The following is a 19,761-nucleotide window of genomic DNA, read 5'->3' as shown; positions in this document are numbered from 1 at the left end:
TGTGGCGGTTTTTTTTTATTCAGGGCTCGAAGCCGAGCGCCTTCATCGCTTTGGTCAGCGTCTTCGCGGCCCTGGCATAACCGTCCCACGGCGCATTGCCTTCGTCCAGCCGCGTGTGCACATTGGCCACCGTCCACTGCGTGCTCGACGTCAATCCCGCCAGTTCTTCCCAGCGCAGCGGCACCGAGATCCCGAGTCCCGGCCGCACCCGGGCCGACCAGGCCGCGACGGTGGTCGCGCCCTGCCCGTTGCGCAGGTAGTCGATGAAGATCTTGCCGACCCGGTTCTTCGGGCCGCTCTTGAAGGCGAAGCGGTCGGGCAAGGTGTCGGCCATATGGCGCACGATCGCCTGCGAAAACGCCTTCACCGTATCCCAGTCGTGACCACCCTTGATCGGCACCACCACGTGCAGGCCCTTGCCGCCGCTGGTCTTGAGGAAAGCCGGCAAGCCCAGTTCGTCGAGGAAGGCATGCATCAGCTGGGCCGCCTCCTGCATCGCCGGCCACTCGACGCCCTCGCCCGGGTCGAGGTCGAACACCATGCGGTTCGGCTTCTGGTAGCTGCCCTTGAACGCGTTTTGCGTGTGGATCTCGACCACGTTCCACTGCGCCGACGACAGGATGCCTTCCCTGCTCGCCACTTCGAGCATCGGCGGATGATCGGGGTCGAGCGCCTGATCCAGGTGGCGCAGGCCCGGCATCTTGCGCACGTCGGCGTGCTTCTGGAAGAACAGTTCGCCGCCCACGCCCTCGGGCGCGCGCACCAGCGATACCGGACGCCCCTTCAGGTGCTCCATCATGAGCTCGCCGACCAGCGCGTAGTAGCGAATCAGGTCGAGCTTGGTCGCGCCGGTCTCCTTGTCGATCACGCGGTCGCCATTCGTGATCTTCATCGTCGCCGGCAGCTTGCCCGGCGCCGACACAGGGTCCGCAGCGTCTGTCGCGGATGCGTCATCCATATGCTGTGCCTTTTCACGTGTGATGCCCTTGGCCGGCTTGTCTTCGCGCAAGCCCTGGAATACCGGGTGGCGCACCGCGCCGGCGCTGGTCCATTCGGAGAAACTGACCTCGGCCACCAGCACCGGCTTGACCCAGTGGTGCTTGCGGCCGGGAACGGCGCGCGGCGGGAAAGGACTCTCGTCGCTGCGCAACTTTTCCAGCCGCTTGGCGATCGAGGCCAGCGAGGAATGGTTGAAGCCCGAGCCGACGTTGCCCGCGTAGCGCAGCACGCCTTCCTCGTCATACGTTCCGAGCAGCAGCGAGCCGATGCCGGTGCGCGAACCCTTGGGGTCGGTGAAGCCGCCGATTACGAACTCCTGGCGCAGCCCGCACTTGAGCTTGATCCAGTCGGGCGAGCGCCGCGACACATAGCGCGCATCGCGCCGCTTGCCGATCACGCCTTCCAGCCCGATCTTGCAGGCGGCGACCACCAGCTCGTCCGGCTTGTTGCCGAACTCGGCCGAGAAACGGACCTTGTCCGACTTCTTCTTCGCGAGCAGCTGTTCGAGCAAGCCGCGCCGGTCGACCAGCGGCAGCTCGCGCAGGTCGTGGCCGTCGAAGTATGGCACGTCGAACAGGAAGAATTCGATGTGTTCGGCATGCTTGCCGTCGAAGGCCAGCTGCAGCTTGCCGAAATCGGGCTTGCCGTTCTCGTCGTGGACCACGATCTCGCCGTCATACCAGCCGTCGGGCAGCTTCATGCGCTCCAGCTCGGCCTTGAGCGGCAACAGCTTGTCGGTCCAGTCGTTGGCATTGCGCGTGATCAAGCGCACCGCGCCGTCCTCGATGCGCGCCAGCATGCGGTAGCCGTCGAACTTGACCTCGAATACCCAGTTCTCGGGGTCGGGCGGCGGCGCGTCCACCAGCGTGGCCAGCTCGGGCGAGAATTTTTCAGGCAAGGCGACCAGGGCGGAAGCCGGCGCCGCCCTGGGCTTGGCGGCGGCTTTTTTCTTCGCCGGCGTTCTTTTTTTCGACGCCGGCGCCTGCTCCTCCTCCTCTTCTTCGCGCAGCGCCTCGACCTTGCGCTGCACCCGCTCGGGCATCGGCAGGTCCTTGACGCTGTCCGGCATCTCGTCGACCAGCGAGAATTCCTCGGATGAGCGCGCGTACTCGTCCTTCTCCTTGATCAGGAGCCACGGTTCCTGCTTCTCGTCGCCGCGGCCCTTCATGCGCACCAGGGTCCAGCGACCGCGCATCTTGTGGCCGTGCATCTCGAACTTGATGCTGCCCTTGGCGAAGCCCTTGTGCGGGTCTTCCAGCGGTTCCCAGGTGCCCTTGTCCCAGATGATGACTTTGCCTGCGCCATATTGCTTGGCCGGAATCGTTCCTTCGAAATCGGCATACGAGATCGGGTGGTCCTCGACGTGCACCGCCATCCGCTTGTCGTGGGTGTCGTAACTGGGGCCCTTCGGCACCGCCCAGCTCTTCATGGTGCCGTCCAGCTCGAGCCGAAAATCGTAATGCAGGCGGCTGGCCCAATGCTTCTGGATAACGAAGGTCAAGGCATCCACGCCGGGCGTGCCGCCTTCGGCCGGCTCCGACGTGATCGAGAAATTGCGCTTGGCTTTATAGACTTTCAGTGCGTCCGGCATGGCGATGCTCCAGGAACCTATTGATCACAGCCTATTCCTGCCTCGCGTCGGGGACTGTACGGCAGCGAACGCTGACCGGGGTCGTTGAGATAAATGTAAGTGGATGTAAATGCCGTCAACTGGACGGTAACGCGCCCCGTTATCTGCTCAGTAACACGACGCAGAAACACCTGGATTGCTCTACGGAGCCCCACGAGATCAACCGAGTTTCAAACCACTATAAAGGAATGACACCATGAGCAAAATCGCCGCTACCCTGATCGCTGGTCTGTTCGCTACTTCCGTGTTCGCCCAGACCCCTGCCACCATGCACGACCAGGCGCACGCCACCAAGGACGCGGCCAAGGCCGACGCCAAGCATGCGAAAGAAGTCGCCAAGGCCGACGAGAAGGTAGAGAAGGCCACTGCCGAAGCGAAGGCCGACGTGGCCAAGGCCGAGGCGAAGGCAGCCGAGAAGAAGGCTGAAGCCAAGGCCGACCAGGCCGAAGCGAAGGCCGACAGCGTCGCGCGCTCGCAGTAATCCCCGGGCTCAGGGTCCTCATCAGAAGCCGGCTCGAGCCCCACCATATCGCGGCATTCCCCACGCCGCCCCCGTGCAAAAGACAGGCCATCCTGTCTTTTGCCACGCCTGCTCTACAATAGGATTTTGCCCGCCACTCCAAAGGACACCATGGACCGTATCGTCTTCCTCGACCGCGACAGCCTGCAGGCCAATGTCCGCGTGCCCGGCTTTGCGCATACCTGGCAGGACTACGCGGGCACCAGCCCCGACGAGGTCGTGGAACGCCTGGCCGGCGCCACCGTCGCGATCACCAACAAGGTGCCGCTGCGCGCCGCGGCGATCGCGCAACTGCCCGACCTGAAACTGGTCGCCGTCGCGGCCACCGGCCTCGATAACGTCGACCTGGCTGCCTGCCGCGAGCGCGGCGTCGTGGTCTCGAACATCCGCGACTACTCGCTGGTCTCGGTGCCCGAACACTGCGTCACCCTGATGCTGGCGCTGCGCCGCAACCTGCGCGCCTACGCCCTCGACGTCGAGGCCGGCAAATGGGAAACCTCCAGCCGCTTCTGCCTGCTCGACCACCCGATCGGCGACCTGGCCGGCAGCCGCCTGGGCATCGTCGGCTACGGCGCGCTCGGCAAGCGGGTCGCCGGCATCGCGCGCGCCTTCGGCATGCGGGTGGCCGCCACCTCGCGTTCGCCGATCCAGGATCCGGACGTCGACCAACTGGCGCTGGACGAGCTGCTGGCCACCTCGGATATCGTCAGCCTGCACCTGCCGCTCACCGAAGACACCCGCGACCTGATCGGCCGGCGCGAGCTGGGCCTGATGAAGCCGGGCGCGCTCCTGATCAACACGGCGCGCGGCGGCCTGGTCGACGAGGCGGCGCTGGCCGAGGTGCTGATGGAAGGCCGCATCGGCGCCGGTTTCGACGTCCTCTCCAAGGAGCCGCCGTCGTCCGGCAATCCCCTGCTCGGCCTGCGCCTGCCGAATTTCATCCTGACCCCGCACGTGGCCTGGGCGAGCGCCGGCGCCATGCAGACGCTGGCCGACATGCTGGTCGATAATATCGAGGCCTGGCAGGCGGGCGCGCCGCGTAACGTGGTCTGACGTCTAGTCCGGCGCCCGTAGCGGCAGGTCGAGCACGAACAGCGTGCCGGCCCCTGGCGTGCTCTCGACCCGGATCGTCCCGCCCAGCAGGCTGGTGACGATGTTGTAGACGATGTTCAGGCCCAGTCCGGTGCCGCCCTGCCCCATGCGGGTCGTGAAGAAGGGATCGAAGATGCGCCCGAGATAGGCCGCCTCGATGCCGCGTCCGTCGTCGCGGAAGGTGATGGTCACCCGGCCGTCGTGCGGCGCGGCGGCGATCGTCATGGCGCCGCCCGGCCCCTCGAAGGCGTGCAGCATGGCATTGTTGACGAAGTTGATCAGGACCTGGCCCAGCGGACCCGGGAATCCATCCATCGCGATCCCGGCCGGCACGTCGAGCAGCAGGCGGTGTTCGGCCAGGCGCACCGTGTTCATCAGCGTCGCGACGATCTCGTGGCAGGCCTGGGCCAGGTCGAAGCGGCGGCGCTGGGCGCTGGCCTGGTCGACCGAGACCTGGCGGAAGCTGCTCACCAGTTCGGCCGCATTGTGCAGGCTGCGCACGATCAGCTCCGATGCCTCCCTCGAGGCGGCCATGTAGTCTTCCAGGTCCGAGCGCTTGAGCGTGGCCTGCGCGAAGCGCGCCGCCACCGCATTGGTGCGCTCCTGCAGGGTGCTGGCCATCAGCAGGCTGTTGCCGATCGGGGTGTTGAGCTCGTGCGCCACGCCCGCCACCAGCGAACCGAGCGAGGCCAGTTTCTCCTGGGCCGCCAGCTGGGCCTGGGTTTCCTTGAGGCGGTGATAGGCTTCGGCATTGTCCATGGCCACGCCCACGTAGGCCGCCAGCGTGCCCAGCATGTCGAGGTGGACCTGGCCGTAGGCGCCGGGCTGGCGGCTCTGCACCGTCACCGCGCCCAGCACCCGCTCGCCCACCGTCACCGGGACGCACAGCAGCGAACGCGGCGCCTGGACGGCGGACTCCGACACCGCCACCGCATCGAGCGCGTCGACCGCCTGCGAAAGGCACGAAGGAAGCTCGGCCTGCACGTCGGCCCGCAGGAACTCGCGGCCCTCGGCCACGCAGCACGACAGCAGGTGGCGCGCCGGATCGAAGCGCAGCTCGCGCGGCGCCATGCGCCGTCCGACCACCATCGCATACGGCAGCTCGAGCGTCTCGTGCTCGGGGCGCCACAGCGCGACCGCGAACACCGGCGCGTCCATCAGCGCCACCACATGCTGGTAGAGCGTGCTCATGATGGCCTCATTGTCCAGGTTCGCGGTCAGCACCCTGCCCATGTCGGACAGCAGCGCGATATTGCGGTGCGCGCGCTCGACCGATTCCTTCTGGCGCTCGACTTCGCGCTTGCCGCGTTCGGCCGCTTCCTTCTGCAGCCGCAGTTCGGCGGTGCGGGCATGGACTTCGCGCGCCAGCAGCCCTTTCTGCTCGACCAGCGCGCGCACCCGCAGCCGGTAGACCAGGTACGACAGCGCCAGCGCCACGCTTGCCGCCAGCGTGCGGAACCACCAGGTCTTCCAGTACGGCGGCGTGATCGTGATCGCCAGCGCGGCGGCGTCCTGGCTCCACAGGCCGTCCTTGTTGCTGGCCCGGACCCGGAACACATAGCGCCCCGGATCGAGGTTCGTATAGGTCGCGAAGCGCCGGCTGGCATTGGTGTCGACCCAGGCCTGGTCGAAGCCTTCGAGCTGGTAGGCATAGCGGTTGCCGTACGGGTCGGCATAGTGCAGGGCCGCGAATTCGAGGGTGAACACGGTGTCGCGGTGCGACAGCGTGATCTCGCGCCGCGTCGGCAGGTCGGGGATGGAGCGGGTCTTGTTCAATACCAGCAGGTCGGTGATCGCCACCGTCGGCGCAAACGGGTTGTCGCGCACCTCGGCCGGAAAGAACGAGGTCATGCCGCTGATGCCGCCGAAATGCAGCTGGCCGTTGGCGCCGCGCCAGCCCGATCCGACGAAGTAGGAACCGTCGATCAGGCCGTCCTTGGCGGTGTAGCTCTTGGCCTGGCCACCCACCGGATCGACCCGCGTGATGCCGGCCGTGGTGCTGACCCACAGGTTGCCGTCGTCGTCCTCGAGGATGGCGCCGATCGATGGCGCATCCTCGCCGTCGGCGAAGGGATAGAAGCGGAACCAGGTGCGCTCGCCGTCGCGCATCATGCGGTGCAGCCCGCCGGCGGTGCCGACCCACAGCTCGCCCCTGGCCGATTCGTACAGGTAGTTGACGCGGCTGTGGCGCAGGCTGCCCGGATCGGCCGGATCGTTGCGAAAACGGGTAAACGTGTCGGCGGCGCGGTCGTACCGTTCCAGGCCCGACTCGGTGCCGATCCACAGGATGCCGTGCCGGTCTTCCAGCAGCGCGCGGCCGTAGTTGTCGCCCAGGCTGGTCGGGTCGAGCGGGTCGTTGCGCCAGCTGCGCGTGGTTTCATGGCCGGGGGCCAGCGCCGACAGGCCATCCCGCGTCGTCACCCACAAGGTGCCGTCGCGGCCGGCGAGGATGGCCTGCACGTGGTTGGCGCTCGGGCCGCGCCCCAGTCCCACCCGCCCCATGCGTCCATCCGGCGTGCGCCACAGCAGGCCGGTCGGGGTGCCGATCCACATCCGGCCGCGCGCCGGCGCCAACGCCGTGACGCGCTCGCCCAGCATGCCGGAGCGCAGGCGCGTGGCCTGGCGGGTGGCCGGATCGAGCAGCATCAGGCCGTCGCTGACGGTGCCGACCCACAGGCGGCCGTCGGCTTCGCCGGCGATGGCGCGCACCCGCGCGCGGCCGATGCCCTCGGTCTCGCCATAGCGCGCGAAGCCGCCGCTGGCCAGGTCGGTGCGGTTGATGCCGCCGAAATAGGTGCCGACCCACAAGGTGCCGGTGCGGTCGACCAGCACCGCCGGCACCTGGTTGTCGGACAGGCTGTGCGGGTCCTGGGCCGCGTTGCGATAGCTGATGAACTTGCCGCTGGAAGGGTCGCGCCATTTGAGGCCCTGGTTCTCGGTGCCGACCCACAGCTGGGCTCCACTGTCGTGGTACAGGGTCCTGACGTGCACCTCGCCCATGCCGTCGGCCGCGCTCATGCGCTGGCGCCGCGGCGGGCCTTCGTCGAGGCGCCAGGCTTCGAGCCCGGAGGCGGTGCCGACCCACAGCGTGTCGCGCGGCCCCATCGACAGCGCGAGCACGGTATTGCGCCGGGCATCCGCCGGTGGCGCGAGCGCAAAATGTGCAAAGCGGCCGCCGCCCGGCTCCATCCGGTCCAGGCCGGCGGCCGTGCCCACCCACAGCGCGCCGGCATTGTCGAAGGCGAGCGCATTGACCCGATCGTCGCGCAGGCTGGCGCGGTCCTCGGGGTCATGCACATAACCGCGGTGCCGGCCGGTGGCCGGATCGAAGCGCACCACGCCGTCGGTGGTCGCCAGCCACAGCGCGCCATCCGGTCCCGGCACGATGGCCACCACCGAACGCATCACGCTGCGCCCTTCGTCCGCCAGCGCATGGCGCTGGAAGCGGCCGGTGGCGGGGTCGTGACGCGCGAGCCCGCCCTTGGTGCCGAACCACAGGTAGCCTGCGGGATCTTCGTAGGAGGCGGACACGAAATTGTCTGGGATGCTGCCGGGATCGTTGGTGTCGTTGCGGTACACGGTCATCCGGTAGCCGTCGAAACGGTGCAGCCCGGCCTGGGTGCCGAACCAGATGAAGCCGCGCCGGTCCTGCAGGATGTTCATCACCGAATGCTGGGACAGGCCGTCGTCGACGGATAGCCGCTCGAAACGCAGGCTGCGCTGGGCGGCGCCCGCGTCCTTGGCCAGGCTCGCGGCGAGCATGCCCAGGACGCTCAGCAACAGGATGAACATGCAGCGGCACGATGTGGCGCGGACAGTGGCGAAACCCGACATGGCGATCCAATTAATTATCCTGCTATCAAATCTACCAGAGGAGTTTGCTTAGGTGAAATATTTTGAGTCTTCCAGAAACGACAACCCGCTGCTATAATGCGTGCTTCGGGCGGCTGTAGCTCAGCTGGATAGAGTACTTGGCTACGAACCAAGGGGTCGTGGGTTCGATTCCTGCCAGCCGCACCAGAAAATACGAAGGGCCAGATCGCGAGATCTGGCCCTTTTTCTTTGCTCCGGGCATTTGCCGCGGACGGTTTTCGCGGGCCGTTACGCGGTTCGGCAATGAACCTTTGCCAAGACGCCCGCCTCCCGCTATAATGCCTGCATTGGGCGGCTGTAGCTCAGCTGGATAGAGTACTTGGCTACGAACCAAGGGGTCGTGGGTTCGATTCCTGCCAGCCGCACCAACCTTCTTCAGATAAGGGCGCTTCGCAAGAAGTGCCCTTATTGCTTTTGGCCCGCACGATCATTTCAGCCGCCACCGTCCCATGAACGACGCCGCCGTCCATCATCCCCAGCCTGACGAGCACGGCAAGCCAGTGCTGATTGCCCGGCCTTCGCAGCCGAGCGCGCCCGGCACCTGGCACGACCCTGCCCGGGTCGCCACCGTGATTCCCCTCGGCGCCCTGCCCCCGGCGCTCAATGGCCTGCCCTTCGCGCCATGGCTGGACGTGCCGGCCACGCAGGCCGACTGGGCCGACGTTGCGGGCCAGGCCGACATCGCCGAACCGGCCTTCGAACCAGCGCCATCGAAATCCCCCGCGGCCGGCGTCGTCATCGTGGAAGACGATGGGCGCGTCTGGGCGGTGTCGCCGTCGAACCGCTTCGGCGGCTATGACGCGACCTTTCCCAAGGGCCGGGTCGATCCCGGCATCAACCTGCAAGCGACGGCGATTCGGGAAGCGTTCGAGGAATCGGGGCTGCGCGTGGAAATCCTGGCTCACCTGATCGACTCCGCGCGCACGCTGACCCATACCCGCTATTACCTGGCGCGCCGGATCGGCGGCAACCCGGCGCTGATGGGGTGGGAAAGCCAGGCCGTGCACCTGATTCCGCAGGCGGATCTTCCTTCCCTGTTGTGCAATCCGAACGATCGGGCGGTCATCGACGCACTGACCCGATCACTTACGAAATAAATTTCCCGATAACCCTTTGCCAAGACGAACAAGCATCGCTATAATGCGTGCCTCGGGCGGCTGTAGCTCAGCTGGATAGAGTACTTGGCTACGAACCAAGGGGTCGTGGGTTCGATTCCTGCCAGCCGCACCAACTGTTTCAAAGAGAATGGCTCAGAAGAAATTCTGAGCCATTTTTCTTTCCGGCTCGCCAAACGCCTGCGCGAAGCCGACCTCGAGATGACCACCGACCGGCACCGCCGCCCACCTTGCAGTCAGCTCGGCGAGCGCGCAGCGCACCGCATCGATGGCCGCCGCGTCGATATCGAGCATGGGGCACGATCTCGCATGGCATGTGACCCGGTACAGGTCGATGAGATCCGTTGCGGGGGCATCGCCGCCGGACCACTGGTCGCCCTGGAAGACTTCCACCAGACGCTCGACCGCGTCGCTGCATGGCTCGCCCTGCATCCCGAAGCTGGCCGCCTCTCCCTCGCCCACCCTGGCGAGAAATCCGCGCACGGCCAAGGTATGCTCCACGGCGTAATGCACCATATCGTGCGGAATGATTCCTTGCTTTGGGCAGTCGACCTGCTCTGGCGGGCGCCCCGGGCGCACGATGGTCATCCGGTCGAACTTCCCGGCGCCCTTGGTAAAGACGAGTCGCATGTGAATAGCTCCAGACTGCGCGCATGGCGCATGATCGAACCGTGCCTGCCAGTGTATTCACATGCTGACAGGCAAGCAAGGCCTGGCGCCGGCCGATCCGGCGCACAGCGCCCGGCTTGCCCGGCGCCAACAGCCGCTTGGCGAACTTGCCACATGCCGCTATAATGCGTGCCCCGGGCGGCTGTAGCTCAGCTGGATAGAGTACTTGGCTACGAACCAAGGGGTCGTGGGTTCGATTCCTGCCAGCCGCACCAACCGTTTCACAGAGAATGGCTCAGAAGAGATTCTGAGCCATTTTTCTTTGCTGAACACGGTTTCTGCAATGCAGAATCCTTGCTTGGCGTTCTGGCTGATTGCCGTTATAATGCGTGCCTCGGGCGGCTGTAGCTCAGCTGGATAGAGTACTTGGCTACGAACCAAGGGGTCGTGGGTTCGATTCCTGCCAGCCGCACCAACTGTTTCAAAGAGAATGGCTCAGAAGAAGTTCTGAGCCATTTTTCTTTTCTGCCTGCATCTCATTCTCGCGCGCTCAGTCGTCTGAGCATAAGTTCACACGCGCCATTGTCGCTCATCCCTTTCGCCCTGTTCAGGACCCTAGGCCGGGTGTCAACGGCCTCTGCGCCGGATCACGACCGCAGTTCTTGTAGGACTTGCCCTACATAGGTTGAGCAAACCCACGTGATTTTCTGCTCTACAACGCCAGATAGCGACGCTCTCCTATGACACGTCATCCGATAGCTATCTCTCCAGAAAATAGTTAGCCTCGAGCACACATTTCCTGTTCCATAAGCCACATAGCGCAGGGGGATGCTTTTCTTTGCTCTTTTGTTAGCATGAAGTTCCCCTTCTTGAAACCATGGCTGCGGGTTGCGGCTGTTTCGCGGCAGATTTCGCGGCTGACCTTTTGCGAGGAAAGACATGAAACGATCTCTCATTGCTGCAATGGTGCTGGCTGGCGCGTCGTCGTTCGGTTCTTCCGCCGTGATGGCGCAGGACGTCATCGGAGACTCGCCGCAAGCACTGGACCTGGTCGATCTGACCGCCTACTTCGGCGACACCTTCGGCGCCGACAACCAGGGCAACACCTTCGCCGACCAGTTCACCTTCACGATCGCGAGCACGATCGGCCACAATCTCGACGCCGTGGTCGCCTCGAGCAGCCGCAGCGGCGACGTCGGCCTGGACATCACCGGCCTGGCCCTGTACGGCGCCGATGACGTGCTCATCAGCGCGGGCGAAGAAGTGCAGGCTGGCGCGGTCGACCTGTGGACCCTCGCCAGCGACAACCTGGGGGCCGGCGACTATTACCTGCAGGTGAGCGGAGAACTGTTGTCGGCCGACGGCGCCAGCTTCGGCGGCGCGGTGGCGCTGGCGCCGGTGCCCGAGCCGGGCACCTACGGAATGATGCTGGGCGGCCTGGGCGTGCTGGGTTTCCTGGCCCACCGCCGCCGGGCGAAGCAGGGCTGACGCCCTGCCGATCTGCAGCAGCACTGCAGCAGCACGAACGGAAGCGTTGCACACGCTTCCGTTTTTTTATGTGCGCAACTTCTTGACGACGCTGCGCGTGCCCAGGATTTCCTCGATCTGCTCGAAGCGCACCGGCTTGACCATGTGGTGGTCGAAGCCGGCCTCGAAGGCCAGCTGGCGGTCTTTTTCCTGGCCCCAGCCGGTCACCGCGATCAGCACCGTCAGGGCGCCGGTCGGCAGCTTGCGGATGCCGCGCGCCAGGTCGTAGCCCGACATGTGCGGCAAGCCGATGTCGAGGAAGGCGTAGTCAGGACAGAAGCGCGCCGCCGCGGCCAGCGCGTCCGGGCCGTTGTGGGTGATCACCACGCTGTGGCCCATCGCGGTGAGCAAGGCGCCGATGCTATTGACGAAGTCGACGTTGTCGTCGGCCAGCAGGATGCGATAGCTCTCGGTGCTGATGAAGGCGGCCGGGGTCGGCTTGGTCGGCGGCTCGGGCTCGACCACGATCGGCAGGCGCACCAGGAAGCGGCTGCCCAGGCCCAGGCCTTCGCTGTGGGCGGTGATGGTGCCGCCGTGCAGCTCGACCAGCTTGCGCGCCAGCGACAGGCCCACGCCCAGGCCGGCATTGCTGCGCTCCAGGGTCGAATCGACCTGCACGAACATCTCGAACACCGAATCGAGCATGTCCGGCGCCAGGCCGATGCCGGTGTCGGCCACTTCGAGCACCAGGGTCTTGTCTTCCACCGCGCCCTTGAGCATTACCTTGCCGCCGCGGTTGGTGTACTTGGCGGCGTTGTTCAGCAGGTTCGACAGGATCTGGGCCAGGCGCGTGGCGTCGCCGTGCAGGAACACCGGACGGTCCGGCAACTCCAGCACCAGCTCGTGCCCGTGCAGCTCGATATACGAACGCACCACTTCCAGCGCGTCGTTGACGACGGCCTTCAGTTCGACACGGCCCATCTTGATGGTGAACTTGCCGGTGTTGATGCGCGAGACGTCCAGCAGGTCGTCCACCAGGCGCACCATCTGGCGCAGCTGGCGTTCCATGATGTCGGTGGCGCGCTGGGTGGCCTGGGCGTCGCCGCTGCGGATGCGCAGGATGTCGAGGCCGGTGCGGATCGGGGCCAGCGGGTTGCGCAGCTCGTGCGCCAGGGTGGCCAGGAATTCGTCCTTGCGGCGGTCGGCCACGATCAGGGCGCCTTCGGCGCGCTGGCGCACTTCCATCTCGTGTTCGAGCGTGCGGTTGGCCGCCTGCAGCGCGTCCGAACGGCGCCCGATCTCGGCCAGCATGTCGTTGAAGGCCTCGACCAGCACGCCGATCTCGCCTTTCTCCTTGCCCGGCACGCGCAGCGAGAAGTCGCGGCGCAGCATCACCTGGCGCGCGACGTCGGTCACGGCCTCCAGCGGACGCGTGATCGAGGCCTGCAGGCGCGAAGCCACCAGGGCCGCGATCACCAGCGCGCCCAGCAGCACGCCGCCGAGGATGGCGCCATAGCTCAGGGCCCGATCCAGCACGCCGTAGCGCGAACGCAGGTAGACGGTGCCGATCCGCTCGCCGTTCTCGACGATGTCGCGGTACAGCACGACTTCGCCGCGTTCGATGCGGTAGCCGGCCGGCTCGGGCCGCTCCGGCAACTGGGCGCGCACGTCGGGCCGCACATAGGTGGCGAAACGGGTGCCGCCCGCGGTGTAGACCGCGGCCGCCACGATCTGCGGACGCACGCGCAGCAGGGTCAGGCTCTGGGTGACGTCAGACGCATCATTGAACGAGACCGCGGGCGCGGTCACGCTGGCGACGATGTCGGCCTGGGTGGTCAGGTCGTCGATCCAGTAGCGCTGGAAGGTGCGCAGGTCGAGCAGCAGCATCGCCACGCCCGCGCTGAGCAGGGCCACCACGGTGGTCGCCACCGCCATCAGGATCAGTTTGCTCCGGACGGAGCCGGTATCGTGCATCGGCATCAGGAGGCTCCTTTCTGCACGCGGTTCGCGACCGTCAGCAGGCGCGAACTGAGCTTCACATTCTTCTTTTCCGCCGCATCGAGCGAGACGTCGAAACGGACGCGCTCATCGACGATCGTAAAATTGATCACGCTGCCGTGCTGCAGGCAGCCCTCGCATTCGGTCACGGTCAGCCAGGCCGGCGAGGCGCGCAGCAGGCGCGCCGTGCGCGCCCCGTCCTGGCCGGCCACGAACAGCAGGTGCACCGGCTGGGCCAGGTCTTGCTCGCGCAGCACGCGCACGGCGATCGTGCGTCCCGCCACCATGCGCCCGGTGGCGATCCGCGTCAGCTCGGCCGCCATGTCGTCGGCGCCGAACACGCCCAGGGTGAGGGGCGTGGTGGCGTCGGAGAAAGCCTGCGGCGGAAATTCGGCGTAACCGAGGAATTTATACAGGAAAGCCGCCTTCACGCGCCGCTCGAGCGCCGGCGCCGCGGCCTGCGCGGCCAGCGGCAGCAGGGGCGCGCCGACGCCGGCCAGCAGCAGGGGCAGCGCCAGGGCCCGGCATGCCAGGCGGCGCTGCGGGCTTTCAGGTTGAGTGATTGTCATGGAATCCATTGGCCAGTCAAAAACGCAGCGCCGCGCTGGCGAACACCGATCGCTCGATCAGCTGGCGGCTGCCGGCCGCGCCGTATTCGGCGTGGCGTCGGTGCAGCAGGTTACGCCCGACAAGGGCGATCTCGAGATCGGGGCGCACCTGCCACGCCAACCGTGCGTCGAGCTCATGATAGCTTGGCAGGGCCGCCTGCGGCATGCTCGCTACGTAACGAAGCGCCAGATCGGCGCGCAGGTGCGGCCCCAGGTCGTGCGCGCTGCGCACGGTCCAGGTCATGCGCAGATCGTTGCCAGCAAGAAAACTCAGGCCGGTACTGTCGCGACTGGCAGGCTCGCGCCCGACGTCCACGTCCTGGACCACCGCTCCCGCATGCAGGCGCCAGCCGCGCGCGGCCTGCCAGTTGGCCCACAGCTCGACGCCGCGCAGCGCGCCCTTGCCCAGGCTTTGCAGGACGTAGGCAGCCGGCGGAATGGCGCCCACCGACGCCCGTTCCAGCGTGCGCAGGCGCTCGAAATCCGTATAGAAGACGGTGGCCGACCACGACAGCGCGGGGGTGGGCTGGGCACGGTAGCCCAGCTCGGCCACGCGCGCCGTTTCCGCCACCACGTCCGCCCCGCCCCCGACCAGATAGGCGTTCGGATCGAGCGGGTCGACGACGTAGAAATCGCGGTCGAGGCGCGACGGCGCGCGCACCGTGCGCGACAGCGCCGCCCACAGCATCGAGCGCGCATCGACGTCCCATGCCAGGCGCAGGCTGGGCAGCACCTCGCTGCCGGTATACACATTGTGTTCGATGCGCACGCCGGCGCTCGCGCGCAGGTCGCGCGCCAGCTTGACTTCGTCCTGGACGAACAGGTGCGACCAGCGCAGGCTGCGCCGCGCCGGCGTGAAGCGCAGCAAGGGACCGTTGTCGATCCGGTCGCGGCTGTAGCGATAGCCGCCGCCCCAGGCCAGGCTGTGGCCATCCAGGCGCAGCAGGTGCTGGGCCTCGACGTCGACCGTGTCCAGGCGCTGTGCGCCGACGCCCTGCTGGTCGCGCCGCGCATGGTCGATCCAGGCCTGCAGGCGCACGCTCTGGTTCTCGTCCAGCCGATGCTCGCCCCGCCCCAGCAGGTTGGCGCCCGAGGTCTCGGTGCGCGCCTGGTCGGCGCCGGCGCGCTGGCGGCCGTCGTGGACGTCGCCGCTGAAGGTCAGATCAAGGGCCTCGGCTTCCCGGTCGAGACGAAAGCCCGCCTGCTGACGCCGCATGCCGCCGCCGCCCGGCCCGCCCCCATCGAACGCCAGCCCCTCGACATCCATGCCGCGCGCATAGGCGCGCCAGTGCGCGCCGCCGGCGAGCTGCCCGCCATAGCGCACGCTGGCGCCCTTTTCGCCGGCGCCGGCATGCGCCGTCGCCAGGCCGCCATGGGTCTCGGCGGCGCTGCGGGTAATGATGTTGATGACGCCGTTGACGGCATTCGTGCCCCAGGCGGTGCCGCCGGCGCCGCTGACCACCTCGATGCGGTCCACGTCTTCCAGCGCCACGTCCTGCATTTCCCAGAACACGCCGGAAAACAGCGGCGAATACACGCTGCGGCCATCGACCATCACCAGCAGCTTGTTGGCCAGCGGCGAGACGAAGCCGCGCGCGCTGATCGCATACGACCCGGCGCCGATGCGCGCCACCTGCAGGTTCGGCGCCAGGCGCAGCGCCTCGGGCAAGGTGGTGGCGCCGGAGCGGGCGATCTCGGCGCCCTGGATCACGTAGACCGAGGCCGGCGCGCGCCCCAACGCTTCGTCCTGGCGCGAGACCGAGGTCACCACGATATCGGAAAGCTGTTCAAGGGAATAGTCGGCGAGCGCCACGGCCTGGCCCGGCGGATCGACTGGCCGTGCATGTGCCTGCGCCGCGCAGGCGCAGGACAGCAGCGCGATACCGGCGCGAGCGAGCAACGAAGAAGATGACATAGTTGCCATCGTAGAACATTTTCTCGCACCCACCAAGTGTGCACACGCTACAGTGCGCACTTGACAATCCGCCCAGGATATTTATTGAGGCTATGACTGGTATTGGAAATATAAATTGGACTGATTTGACGCAATGCAGCATCATTCACCTGTCTCCTCTATTCTCCTCCTAGGAAATAGATTCAGCCCGCTTCTAACGAAGCGGGTTTTTTTTTGCCTGCTGCAGGGCCGCGATAGCGGCCTCACAGCCCCGCAATCGGCTCATTCGTTGGTTAGTTACAAATCGTGCTATGCCGCCGCGCACGCTTGTTGAAGCAAACGACAGGCTTTTGGTGTACGATGCCGGCCATATTTTCGTTTTTACAACTAGCTTGCCCATGCCCGACCTCGACACTTCCGCCCGGAGCACCGCATCCTACGACTGGTCGGCGACCGCGCTGGGCGACGCCGCCCGCTGGCCCCTGCCGCTGCGGCTTGCCAGCGACCTGCTGCTCAACGCTCCGCTGCCCACCCTGCTGGTCTGGGGCACCGAGACGATCACGGTGTTCAACGAGGCGTATGCGCTGCTGGCCGGCCCCGGCTACGGCCGGGTTCCCGGCGGTTCGGTGCCGCCGGTGCTGCCGCCCCCGCTGGCGGCGGCCGGCAAGGCGTTGGAGGCAGCCTGGCGCGGCGAAGCCGGCGTAGTGCAGGACGCCCCGCTCACCTTCCGCCGTCTCGACGGCAGCCAGGAGTCGCGCTTCGACCTGCGCCTGACCCCGCTGCGCGACGAGACCGGCGCGGTGCGCGGCGTGCAGGTGGCGCTGGCCCCGGCCACCGAGGCGCCGGCGCAGGAAGACGCCGGCGGCGGCGCCATGCGCATCCTGGTGGTCGAGGACAACGTCGATTCGCAGTACCTGGTGTGCGAGATGCTCAAGGCCTTCGGCCACGAGGCCGACGGCGTGGCCCATCCGGACGACGCCCTGGCCCTGCTCGCGCGCCAGCGCTACGACGTGTTGTTCTCCGACGTCAGCCTGCCCGGCATGTCGGGCGTCGACCTGGCCACCCGCGCGATCGCGGACGATCCGTCGCTGCGCGTGATCTTTGCCTCCGGCTACGGCGACACCCTGCTGCGCCACCTGTCCTTCCCTTACCAGTCGCTGCAGAAGCCCTACGAGATCGACCAGTTGCAGGACGCCCTGTCGAAGGTCGCGCGCCAGGCGGGCAAGTCCGGCTGAACAGCGCCGCAAGGAGCGCCGCACGGAAACGCCTTGAAGCGCGTTTGAAACGCGGACCGGCGCCAGGCGCGCATCAAGCGTGTGTGTCGGACCGGCTTGTCTGGTCTACAATGAAACACATCCTGCCCGGTCTCGGGCGTTCCGCACCCCCGGCATGAACACTCCCTCCGACCTATCCAGCAGCAGCACTCCCTGCCACGTGTCCGAGCAAGACCTGGCAGCCACCCGGCAAGAGCTGCAGCGCGCCAACGAGCGCATGGAAAACATGCTCGAAAGCCTCACCGACGGCTTTTGCGCGGTCGACCGCGACTGGAACATCACGTATATCAACGGCCGCGCGCTGCAGATGGTGGCGCCGCTCAACAAGAGCCGCGACAGCCTGGTCGGACGCCGGCTGTGGGACGAGTTCGAGGACCTGCACGGCACCTCGGTCGCCGCCGACTGCCGGCGCGCGATGGAGCAGCGCATCACCGTCAACAAGGAATTTTTCTACCGCCGCCTGCAATGCTGGCTCGACATGCGGGTGTACCCCTCGCCCGACGGCCTGACCCTGTACTTCCAGGACATCACGGCGCGCAAGCTCGACCAGCAAGCGCTGATCGACAACAACAACCGGCTGCAGCTCGCGATCGCGGCCGGCCGCCTGGGCGACTGGCGCTGGGACGCGGCCAGCGACCGCGTCACCTTTGGCGCGCGCGCGGCCGAGATCCTCGGCCTGCCCGCGGGCGTGGCGCTCGCGTGGCCGCTGCTGCGCGCGCGCCTGGTCCAGGAAGACCGGCCGCGGGTACGGCGCGCGGTGCTCGCGGCTTTTTCGCAAGGCAATGACCTCGACCTCGAATGCCGCCTGCTGCCGCTCGACGGCCACGCCGGCGGCGCCCTGGAGAACCAGGCCGCCGCGCGCTGCGTGGCCCTGGTCGGCCGCCCCGACCATGCCAGCGCGGCCCAGGGCGGCGCCGTGCTGGGCATGACCGGCATGGCCCAGGACATCAGCGCCCGGCGCGAAGCCGACGACCACCTGCGCCAGAGCGAAGAAGAACTGCGGGCGCTGGCCAACACCATCCCGCAACTGGCCTGGATGGCCGACCCCAGCGGCGCCATCGTCTGGTTCAACCAGCGCTGGTACGAATACACCGGCATCACCCCGAGCGAATCCACCGGCTGGGGCTGGAAAGCGGTGTACGATCCGGCGGTGCTGCCGGCCGTGCTCGAGCACTGGGACGAATCGGTGCGCACCGGCGCGCCGTTCGAGATGGAATTCCCGATCCGCGGCGCCGACGGCAACTTCCGCTGGTTCCTCACCCGGGTCGAGGCCGTCCACGACCGCGACGGCCGCGTGGTGCGCTGGTTCGGCACCAATACCGATGTCGACCAGGTCAAACGCGCCGAGCAGGCGCTGCGCGAAGAATCGCACGTGCTCGAACTGCTCAACAGCACCGGCGCCATCCTCGCTTCGACGCGCGACCTGCGCTCGCTGATGCAGGCCGCCACCGACGCCGCCGCCGGCGTCTGCGGGGCCCGTTTCGGCGCCTTCTTCCACTATGGCGAACAGGGCGCGGGCACGCTGTTCTCGCTGTACACGCTGTCGGGCGCCACTTCGGCCGAGTTCCAGGACTTCGCCGAACCGGGCGCCAGCGCGCTGTTCGGTCCGGGCTTGCGCGCCGACGGCATGGTGCGGATCGGCGACCTGGGCGACATCGGCAACGCACCACAGTACGCCGCCAAGGCGCCGCAGTTCGGCCTGCCCGCCGGCCATCCGCCGGTGCGCAGCTACCTGTCGGTGCCGGTCACGGCGCGCTCGGGCGAGCTGCTGGGCACGATGTTCTTCGGCCATCCCGAGCCCGGCGTGTTTACCGAACGCAGCGAGCGCATCGTCAGCGGCATCGCGGCCCAGGCCGCGATCGCGGTCGACAATATCCGCCTGGTGGAGGCCGCCAGCCGCGCCGCCGAAGAGCGCAAGGTGCTGCTCGAGAACGAGCGCGAGGCGCGCGCCGAGGCCGAGCGCACCAGCCAGATGAAGGACGAATTCCTGGCCACCCTGTCGCACGAGCTGAGGACGCCCTTGTCGGCCATTCTCGGCTGGTCGCAGGTGCTGCGCCGCGGCAGCCGCGACGGCGCCGACCTGCAGCGCGGCCTGTCGACCATCGAGCGCAATGCGCGCGCCCAGGCCCAGCTGATCGAAGACCTGCTCGACATGAGCCGCATCACCTCGGGCAAGGTGCTGCTCGACATGCAGACCGTGGCCCCGGCCGCCTTCATCGACGCCGCCATCGAAACCGTGCGCCCGGCGGCCGACGCCAAGGGCATCCGCATCGAGCGCCATTACGGCAGCGAGACGCCGGCGGTGGCGGGCGACCCGAGCCGGCTGCAGCAGGTGATCTGGAACCTGCTGTCGAACGCGATCAAGTTCACGCCGCGCGACGGCCTGGTCACGATCGAGGTCGGCCAGCGCGACGAACAGGTGGCGATCACGATCCGCGACAACGGCGCCGGCATCGGCCCCGAATTCATCACCCACGTGTTCGAGCGCTTCCGCCAGGCCGACGCCTCGATGACGCGCAGCCACGGCGGCCTCGGCCTGGGCCTGTCGATCGTCAAGCACCTGGTCGAGCAACACGGCGGCACGGTGCGCGCGGAGAGCGCCGGGGTCGGCCAGGGCGCCAGCTTCACCATCGAGCTGCCGCTGGCCAAGGCCGCTCCCGCCGCCAGCGCCGATGCCGCCCG

12 protein-coding genes and 5 tRNA genes are annotated in these 19,761 nt (G+C 67.3%); 11 read left to right on the top strand and 6 right to left on the bottom strand.

Annotation, left to right across the window (positions count from 1 at the left end; translation table 11 throughout):
• Positions 1-19 precede the first annotated feature (19 nt).
• Complete coding sequence (gene ligD / locus HMPREF9710_RS21785; protein ID WP_005669977.1) at positions 20-2,590, bottom strand: DNA ligase D; 2,571 nt, start codon at positions 2,588-2,590, stop codon at positions 20-22.
• A 235-nt stretch (positions 2,591-2,825) separates the two neighbouring features.
• On the opposite strand from ligD, the gene HMPREF9710_RS21780 reads away from it, so the two are divergent.
• Positions 2,826-3,110 (top strand): hypothetical protein, encoded by a 285-nt coding sequence (locus tag HMPREF9710_RS21780; RefSeq protein ID WP_005669975.1) that lies wholly within the window; start codon positions 2,826-2,828, stop codon positions 3,108-3,110.
• A gap of 150 nt (positions 3,111-3,260) precedes the next feature.
• The gene (locus tag HMPREF9710_RS21775; RefSeq protein ID WP_005669973.1) at positions 3,261-4,202 is read left to right on the top strand and encodes a D-2-hydroxyacid dehydrogenase; all 942 of its coding nucleotides are present in this window, start codon (positions 3,261-3,263) and stop codon (positions 4,200-4,202) included.
• Between the two features lie 3 nt (positions 4,203-4,205).
• Here HMPREF9710_RS21775 and HMPREF9710_RS21770 read toward each other — a convergent pair whose 3' ends face one another.
• Complete coding sequence (locus HMPREF9710_RS21770; protein WP_229409908.1) at positions 4,206-8,033, bottom strand: two-component regulator propeller domain-containing protein; 3,828 nt, start codon at positions 8,031-8,033, stop codon at positions 4,206-4,208.
• Between the two features lie 151 nt (positions 8,034-8,184).
• Here HMPREF9710_RS21770 and HMPREF9710_RS21765 point away from each other — a divergent pair.
• The 4 genes from HMPREF9710_RS21765 (at position 8,185) to HMPREF9710_RS21750 (ending at position 9,344) form a co-directional block, all read left to right on the top strand.
• Positions 8,185-8,261 (top strand) — tRNA-Arg (locus HMPREF9710_RS21765).
• 144 nt (positions 8,262-8,405) lie between these two features.
• A tRNA-Arg gene (locus HMPREF9710_RS21760) sits at positions 8,406-8,482 on the top strand.
• An 81-nt stretch (positions 8,483-8,563) separates the two neighbouring features.
• Positions 8,564-9,211 carry an NUDIX hydrolase gene (locus HMPREF9710_RS21755; protein ID WP_005669970.1) on the top strand — a complete coding sequence of 216 codons (648 nt, stop codon included), beginning with the start codon at positions 8,564-8,566 and terminating at the stop codon, positions 9,209-9,211.
• A 56-nt stretch (positions 9,212-9,267) separates the two neighbouring features.
• Positions 9,268-9,344, top strand: a tRNA-Arg gene (locus HMPREF9710_RS21750).
• Between the two features lie 20 nt (positions 9,345-9,364).
• Here the strand turns inward: HMPREF9710_RS21750 and HMPREF9710_RS21745 are convergent.
• A complete protein-coding gene (locus tag HMPREF9710_RS21745) occupies positions 9,365-9,859 on the bottom strand; it encodes a hypothetical protein (protein WP_005669968.1) in 495 nt (164 codons plus the stop codon).
• Between the two features lie 177 nt (positions 9,860-10,036).
• Here HMPREF9710_RS21745 and HMPREF9710_RS21740 point away from each other — a divergent pair.
• The 3 genes from HMPREF9710_RS21740 (at position 10,037) to HMPREF9710_RS21730 (ending at position 11,326) form a co-directional block, all read left to right on the top strand.
• Positions 10,037-10,113: transfer RNA gene (locus HMPREF9710_RS21740), tRNA-Arg, on the top strand.
• A 123-nt stretch (positions 10,114-10,236) separates the two neighbouring features.
• Positions 10,237-10,313 (top strand) — tRNA-Arg (locus HMPREF9710_RS21735).
• 464 nt (positions 10,314-10,777) lie between these two features.
• A complete protein-coding gene (locus tag HMPREF9710_RS21730; RefSeq protein WP_005669967.1) occupies positions 10,778-11,326 on the top strand; it encodes an FxDxF family PEP-CTERM protein in 549 nt (182 codons plus the stop codon).
• Between the two features lie 66 nt (positions 11,327-11,392).
• Here HMPREF9710_RS21730 and HMPREF9710_RS26735 read toward each other — a convergent pair whose 3' ends face one another.
• The 3 genes from HMPREF9710_RS26735 to HMPREF9710_RS21715 are packed head-to-tail and all read right to left on the bottom strand — an operon-like array spanning position 11,393 to position 15,826.
• Complete coding sequence (locus HMPREF9710_RS26735; RefSeq protein WP_005669965.1) at positions 11,393-13,285, bottom strand: sensor histidine kinase, YfiR-like protein-associated; 1,893 nt, start codon at positions 13,283-13,285, stop codon at positions 11,393-11,395.
• On the bottom strand, positions 13,285-13,872 hold the full coding sequence (locus tag HMPREF9710_RS21720; RefSeq protein ID WP_005669962.1) for a TOL_0243 family YfiR-like periplasmic protein: 588 nt from the start codon (positions 13,870-13,872) through the stop codon (positions 13,285-13,287). The genes HMPREF9710_RS26735 and HMPREF9710_RS21720 overlap by 1 nt, the downstream gene beginning before the upstream one ends.
• Before the next feature lie 16 nt (positions 13,873-13,888).
• Positions 13,889-15,826: a TOL_0244 family TonB-dependent receptor gene (locus tag HMPREF9710_RS21715; RefSeq protein WP_005669961.1), complete on the bottom strand. Its 1,938-nt coding sequence runs from the start codon at positions 15,824-15,826 to the stop codon at positions 13,889-13,891.
• Positions 15,827-16,203: 377 nt separating this feature from the next.
• On the opposite strand from HMPREF9710_RS21715, the gene HMPREF9710_RS21710 reads away from it, so the two are divergent.
• Positions 16,204-17,040: a response regulator gene (locus HMPREF9710_RS21710; RefSeq protein WP_005669959.1), complete on the top strand. Its 837-nt coding sequence runs from the start codon at positions 16,204-16,206 to the stop codon at positions 17,038-17,040.
• A 154-nt stretch (positions 17,041-17,194) separates the two neighbouring features.
• Positions 17,195-19,761, top strand: a 2,567-nt coding sequence (locus HMPREF9710_RS21705; RefSeq protein WP_005669956.1) for an ATP-binding protein, incomplete at its 3' end; no start/stop codon positions are given.

The organism is Massilia timonae CCUG 45783 (genome assembly GCF_000315425.1).
Classification (GTDB): Bacteria; Pseudomonadota; Gammaproteobacteria; order Burkholderiales; family Burkholderiaceae_D; genus Telluria; species Telluria timonae.
Note: the sequence above shows the minus strand (reverse complement) of the source record. Positions and strands in the feature narration are given on the sequence as shown.